At 58.1% G+C, this 6320-nt stretch carries 5 protein-coding genes; all 5 read right to left on the reverse strand.

What is annotated here, in order from left to right; genetic code table 11:
- Positions 1–36: 36 nt before the first annotated feature.
- Positions 37–873, reverse strand: coding sequence for an alkaline phosphatase family protein (locus Q0C28_RS05840; RefSeq protein WP_293573723.1), 837 nt, complete (start codon positions 871–873; stop codon positions 37–39).
- Positions 874–1079: 206 nt separating this feature from the next.
- Positions 1080–2717, reverse strand: coding sequence for an ABC transporter ATP-binding protein (locus tag Q0C28_RS05845; RefSeq protein ID WP_293573725.1), 1638 nt, complete (start codon positions 2715–2717; stop codon positions 1080–1082).
- Positions 2714–3529, reverse strand: a complete 816-nt coding sequence (locus Q0C28_RS05850; RefSeq protein WP_293573727.1) for an ABC transporter permease — start codon at positions 3527–3529, stop codon at positions 2714–2716. Before Q0C28_RS05850 ends, Q0C28_RS05845 begins: the two co-directional genes overlap by 4 nt.
- Positions 3526–4482: an ABC transporter permease gene (locus Q0C28_RS05855; protein WP_293573729.1), complete on the reverse strand. Its 957-nt coding sequence runs from the start codon at positions 4480–4482 to the stop codon at positions 3526–3528. Before Q0C28_RS05855 ends, Q0C28_RS05850 begins: the two co-directional genes overlap by 4 nt.
- Positions 4483–4494: 12 nt before the next feature.
- A complete protein-coding gene (locus Q0C28_RS05860; protein ID WP_293573731.1) occupies positions 4495–6081 on the reverse strand; it encodes an ABC transporter substrate-binding protein in 1587 nt (528 codons plus the stop codon).
- Positions 6082–6320: the final 239 nt, after the last annotated feature.

The raw sequence follows: 6320 nt of genomic DNA on the forward strand, positions 1-6320 counted from the left end.
GCGGATAAGGCACCACTCGGAGCCTTGCATGGATCTTTATGTGAGGAAAGGTTCGCCCTTCATCGTGTCCGCGATCGGTGCGCCGAGGCGGGACAGAATCGTTGGCGCAAGGCGGCGTTGATCGATCACCTCATCTGCGTCCGGTCCCTCTGCGGTGCCAAAGTAGTAGAGCGCTGTTTCTTGCTGCAACGCGCCGCGTCCGCCATGGTGGCCGCGTTCATCCTGCCCGTGATCGGCTGTGACGATAACTTCATAGCCCATATCGCGCCAACGCGTGATGAAGGGAGCCAGCATTTCGTCCATCACAAAACAGGCGTGGTCCATTTCCTGACAGTCGTGGAAGAACCGATGCCCCATGCTGTCCAATGTGCAGGTGTGCAGCATGCCATAGTCGAGCCCGAAGCGCAGGCACAGGTTGGTGAGCGTGCCAAACAGATCCACATCCGATGGGGTCATCTGGTTGTCCAGGTTGTATCCAGCCATGCTGTGGAAGCGACCATGGTTGATGGTGGCACTTTCGGGCTCGTCGTATTCGACGTCCATAACCGGATCGAAAGGATGACGATTGAAGAAGGAAGACCAGTAGCTGTGGGCCACTGCCCCGGTGACACCGCCCGCTTCGCGCACCTGTGCAAACACATCCTTTTCCTTCAGGCGGAACACATTCGCATTCCCGGTACAGCCGTGAATGGCAGGCGCCACGCCCGTGTGGATCGAGGCATAGCAGCTGGCCGAAATAGAGGGCAGAACCGCCCGCAGCTTCCAGACCCGCGCATCACCGCTGTCGACCCAGCCTTCCAGATTGCCAAACAAGCGGCGGAAATTGCGCCAGGGAACACCATCAAGAATGATAAGGAGGAGTTTGTTGTTCATGACCCGAGTCCTGTGTTGTGCGGGTGTGTTTGGTCCATCTTTGTGTCAAATTCTTGAATTGCTGTTCAAAAAACGACCGCCGAAAGACGTTTGTGATAGTCGCGTGGGCTGCGTGGCTCAAAAGAAATGGCCCACACCGATGTGGTGCAGGCCATTGTTTTGCTATCTCGGCCTTTGTCCTGTGGGCCGCGATCCTGTTTGGCTGATCAGTTGCCCGCGCTTTCCATTTTGCGGTTGGCGATGACCTCTTCCAGCCAGCCCAGCCGCATTTCAGGAACCGAGCTGAGCAGGAGATCGGTGTAATCGTCAAATGGTGGGCTCAGCACCTCTGTCTTGCCACCATAGCGCTGCACCTTGCCCTGATACATCACAGCGATGTTGTCAGAGATGGCACGCACGGTCGCAAGATCATGGGTGATGAACAGATAGGCCACGTTTTCGATCTTCTGCAGCTCCAGCAACAGCTTGAGAATGCCATCTGCCACCAGAGGGTCCAGAGCCGAAGTCACCTCGTCGCAGATGATCATCTTGGGTTTGGCCGCCAGTGCCCGCGCAATGCAGACACGCTGTTTCTGACCGCCCGACAGCTCCGCAGGATAGCGATCGATGAAGCTTTCGCCCAATTCGATTTCATCCAGCAGTTCCAGGATCCGCTTGCGTTTTTCTGCACCCCGCATGCCGAAGTAGAACTCCAGCGGACGGCCGATGATTGTGCCAACGGTTTGACGCGGGTTCATCGCCACGTCAGCCATCTGATAGATCATCTGCAGTTCGCGCAGATCTTCCTGCGAGCGGCCGGCCAGATCAGCGGACAGCTTACGCCCTGCGAACTCGATCTCGCCGTCACGCGGTGGCAGCAGGCCAGTGATGACCCGTGCCAGCGTCGATTTGCCAGACCCAGATTCGCCAACCACAGCCAGGGTTTGGCCCGGGTGGAGATCCACGTTCACATTGTGCAGAACATCAAAATTGGTGCCCTTGTAGCGCGCGGTGATGTTGCGCACGCTCAGGACAGGCTCCGATGTCGGCGCCTTTTCCTCGTGGTGGATGGACCGCACCGAGACCAGAGCCTTGGTGTAGTCTTCCTGAGGATTGTTGATGATCTGATCAACACTGCCGTATTCCACAGTATTGCCATGGCGCAGCACCATGATGTCGTCGCTCACCTGGGCCACAACCGCGAGGTCATGGGTGATGTAGAGCGCGGCAACACCGGTGTCGCGAATGGCTTCTTTGATCGCCATCAGCACTTCGATCTGGGTGGTCACGTCGAGCGCGGTTGTCGGCTCGTCAAACACCACCAGATCCGGCTCAGGGCACAGCGCCAATGCGGTCATGCAGCGCTGCAGCTGACCTCCGGACACCTGGTGCGGATAGCGTTCCCCGATGTTGTCAGGATCCGGCAGACCCAGTTTGGCAAACAGGGTGCGTGCGCGGGCTTCGGCGTCCTTTTTGGAGAACTTACCCTGTTCAACCGCCGCTTCGATCACCTGTTCCATGATCTTTTTGGCCGGATTGAAGGAGGCTGCTGCCGACTGCGACACATAGGTGACTTCTGCGCCGCGCAGCCGCCGCACATCCCGCAGCTTGGACTTCAGCACATCACGGCCGTTGATCCAAACCTCACCACCTGTGATTTTCACCCCACCACGGCCGTAGGCCATGGAGGCCAGACCGATGGTGGATTTGCCCGCCCCGGACTCTCCGATCAGGCCCAGCACTTTGCCAGGTTGCAGATCGAAGTCGACACCGTGAACGATCTCGATGTCATGGGGTTTCTCGCCCGGTGGGTAGACGGTTGCGCCAATCTTTAGATTGCGCACTTTCACGAGAGGTTCGCTCATCCGCGGCCTCCTTTCAGTGAGGTTGTGCGGTTCAGCACCCAGTCAGCAACCAGGTTCACGGAGATCGCAAGGGTCGCAATGGCAAAGGCAGGCAGCAGTGCTGCAGGGATGCCATAGACGATGCCGTCCTTGTTTTCTTTCACGATGCCGCCCCAATCTGCCTCTGGCGGCTGAACACCAAGACCAAGGAACGACAGGGTGGAGACAAACAACACCATGAAGATGAACCGCAGGCCCATTTCGGCCACCAGCGGTGACAGCGCGTTGGGCAGGATTTCACGGAAGATGATCCATTTGATCTTCTCACCGCGCAGACGGGCCGCTTCGACGTAGTCCATCACTTCGATGTCCACAGCAACCGCTCGGGCCAGGCGATAGACGCGGGTGGCGTCCAACAGGCCCATCACGATGATCAGCACCGGAACAGTCACAGGCATCACCGACAGAACCACCAGCGCGAAGATCAACGTCGGGATCGACATGATCAGATCGACAAAGCGGGACAGCAGCTGATCGACCCAGCCACCTGCAACAGCGGCGAAGAAGCCGAGCACAGACCCGGTGACAAACGACAGGATCGTTGCTGCCGTTGCGATGAAGATGGTGGTGCGACCACCATAGATCATCCGGCTCAGCAGGTCGCGACCGATGTTGTCTGTACCAAGCAGATGCTCCGCAGAGCGCGGCTCCCAGACGTCTCCGACGACTTCTGCCATGCCGTAAGGCGCCAGCAGAGGCGCAAAGATCGCCATCAGGAAATAGAGGGCCGTAAAGAACAGCCCGATCATTGCAGAGATAGGGATATTCTTCATTTCGGGTGCCTCAGACGCGGGTTGGACAGGATCGCAACGATGTCAGCAATCATGTTCAAGAGAATGTAGACAGCGGCGAAGATCAGGCCACAAGCCTGCACAACGGGCACGTCACGTTTGGACACATGGTCGACCAGATATTGGCCCATACCGGGGTAGACGAAAACCACTTCGATCACGACGACGCCGACAACCAGATAGGCGAGGTTCAGCATGACCACGTTTACAATCGGCGCGATGGCGTTTGGGAAGGCGTGGCGCGCAATCACGTGGAATGTGCTCAGGCCCTTCAGTTCCGCGGTTTCGATATAGGCCGATTGCATCACATTGAGGATCGCAGCACGTGTCATGCGCATCATATGCGCCAGAACAACCAGTGTCAGAACAGCGACGGGCAGGGCGATTGCATTCAGTTTTTCAAACAACGACATGGAATCGTTGATCATCGCCACAGAGCTGAACAGCCCCATTTGCACAGCGACAAAGTAGATCAGCAGGTAGCCGATCAGGAATTCCGGGATCGAAATCGACGCCAGGGTCACCGCAGAAATCAGCTTATCGGGCCAACGATCGCGGTAGCGCACGGCCAGCAGGCCGAGGAAAATCGCCAGAGGCACAGAAATAACAGCTGCCCAGAATGCCAGGAACAAGGTGTTGCCGAGACGTTTACCGATGCTTTCGGCAATGTCCTGACCGTTGGTGAGGGCGATTCCAAGGTCGCCCTGCAGGGCGGAGAACAGCCAGTCGAAATAACGCACCAGCGCCGGGCGGTTCAGGCCCAGTTCTTCGCGCAGGTTTGCAAGGGCTTCAGGGGTGGCGGATTGGCCGAGAATGGATTGAGCCACATCGCCTGGTAGGATCAAGGTTCCCAGGAAGATCAGCGCTGAGGCGGCGAACAACAGGAGCAATCCCAGCGCTAGGCGCTGGGATACGAGTTTCACTACTGGGTGCATGGAGAACCTCTATCAGGCCAGCCAGCACTTATGGGACCATTTGCCCGACATGACATCGCCGGTTGGGTCCGAAATCCAGCCCTGTACCTTGTTGCTGGTGGCGTCGATGAAGTCGTTGAACATCGGGCAGATCAGACCGCCTTCGTCCCGCACCATCATGCCCATCTGCTTGTACAGGCCTTTGCGCTTGGCATCGTCCAGTTCGCCGCGCGCCTGCAGCAGCAGGGCGTCGAAGTCTTCGCGCTTGAACCGGGTGTCGTTCCAGTCCGCGGTGGACAGATACGCGGTGGTGTACATCTGATCCTGCACCGGACGGCCACCCCAATAAGAGGCGCAGAACGGCTGTGCGTTCCAGACTTCCGACCAGTAACCATCACCAGGCTCGCGCTTCAGCTCCAGCGGGATGCCGGCTGCGTTTGCGGACTGCTGGAACAGCTGCGCTGCATCGATTGCGCCCGGGAAGGCAACATCAGAGACGCGCAGGATGATCGGGCTGCCATCGTGGCCGGACTTTTTGTAGTGCTCCGCCGCTTTGGCCGGATCGTACTCACGCTGCGGAATGCCACTGTCGAACAGCGGATAGGCCGCGTTGATCGGCATGTCGTTGCCCACAGAGCCGTAGCCACGCAGAACCTTGTCGACCATTTCCTGACGGTTGATCGCATATTTCAGCGCCAGACGCAGTTCGTTGTTGTCAAACGGCGCGGTGTCGCAATGCATGATGAACACATAGTGACCCGGACCAGCAGTGGAGCGCACAGTCAGGTTTGGTGCCCGGTCCAGAAGGCCTGCGACCTTTGGCTCGACGCGGTTTGCAATGTGAACCTGACCGGACTGCAAAGCCGCCATACGGGCGGTTGCGTCGTTGATTACCACGATTTCGACTTCGTCGACGTGGCCGCGGGTGTCGTCCCAATAGTTCGGGTTCTTCTTGTAGGTGTGGCGCACGCCAGGTTCGTCCGCGACCAGCATGTAGGCACCGGTGCCGACGCCAGCTGCAGGGGCGTCAAAGCCACCATCGGGCTGGATCATCAGGTGATAGTCTGCCAGCAGATAGGGCAGGTCAGCGTTGGGGGTGCCCAGCTCGACGATGAAGTTGTCGCCATCGACCTTCATGCCTTCGATGCCGCGCATGATGCCCAGGGCGCCAGATTTACTGTCTTCGTTGGAGTGACGCTCCATGGTGCGCATCACGTCTTCGGCGGTCAGCGACTTGCCGTTGTGGAATTCGACGCCGCTGCGGATCTTGAAGGTCCAGGTCTTCGCGTCTGCGCTGGCTTCAACGCTTTCGGCCAGACGGTTTTCGATGGCGCCATTCTCGTCCACGTTAACGAGGGTTTCGCCGAACTGGTTGAGGTTGTGGAAAGGCACCTGGCTGGCGGCCAGCGCCGGGTCGAGCGAATCTGTGCTGCCGCCGCCGATGGATGCCATCTTCAGCGTGCCGCCCTTGACCGGACCTGCGGCCTCGACGGCGCGGGCGAACAGGCTACCTGCTACAGCGGCGCTGATCCCCAGAGCTGCGGTTTTGCCCATAAATTCCCGCCGGGTCATTTTGCCGGAGGTGACGCTTTGCGTCATATGGTCGAGTTGCTCTTTCATTGCGGACTCCCTGTTATTAGACGGCGTTGACCACGCCATTTCTTGAATTACGATTCAAGGTTTGCGCATTTGCTGCGACCTAGCAACCCTCTTTAGCGACCTTTGTCGCTAACAAGCGATATGTCCGGTGTAGGTAACATGCGATCTGTCCGGTTTTATCATGTCTCCGAAAGGAGGCGTTATGAAGCGGACAGAAGTGTTACAGGAAGTTCGACTTATGAAGTTCGAAGACGTGTATT

Origin of the sequence: Phaeobacter sp. (genome assembly GCF_022825805.1) — a bacterium.
Lineage (GTDB): Bacteria > Pseudomonadota > Alphaproteobacteria > Rhodobacterales > Rhodobacteraceae > Phaeobacter.

Bases quoted from the DNA above. Each gene is read 5' to 3' on its own strand.
- Q0C28_RS05840 (WP_293573723.1), bottom strand. From the start codon at position 873: ATGAACAACAAACTCCTCCTTATCATTCTTGATGGTGTTCCCTGGCGC.
- Q0C28_RS05860 (WP_293573731.1), bottom strand. From the start codon at position 6,081: ATGAAAGAGCAACTCGACCATATGACGCAAAGCGTCACCTCCGGCAAA.
- Q0C28_RS05850 (WP_293573727.1), bottom strand. From the start codon at position 3,529: ATGAAGAATATCCCTATCTCTGCAATGATCGGGCTGTTCTTTACGGCC.
- Q0C28_RS05855 (WP_293573729.1), bottom strand. From the start codon at position 4,482: ATGCACCCAGTAGTGAAACTCGTATCCCAGCGCCTAGCGCTGGGATTG.
- Q0C28_RS05845 (WP_293573725.1), bottom strand. From the start codon at position 2,717: ATGAGCGAACCTCTCGTGAAAGTGCGCAATCTAAAGATTGGCGCAACC.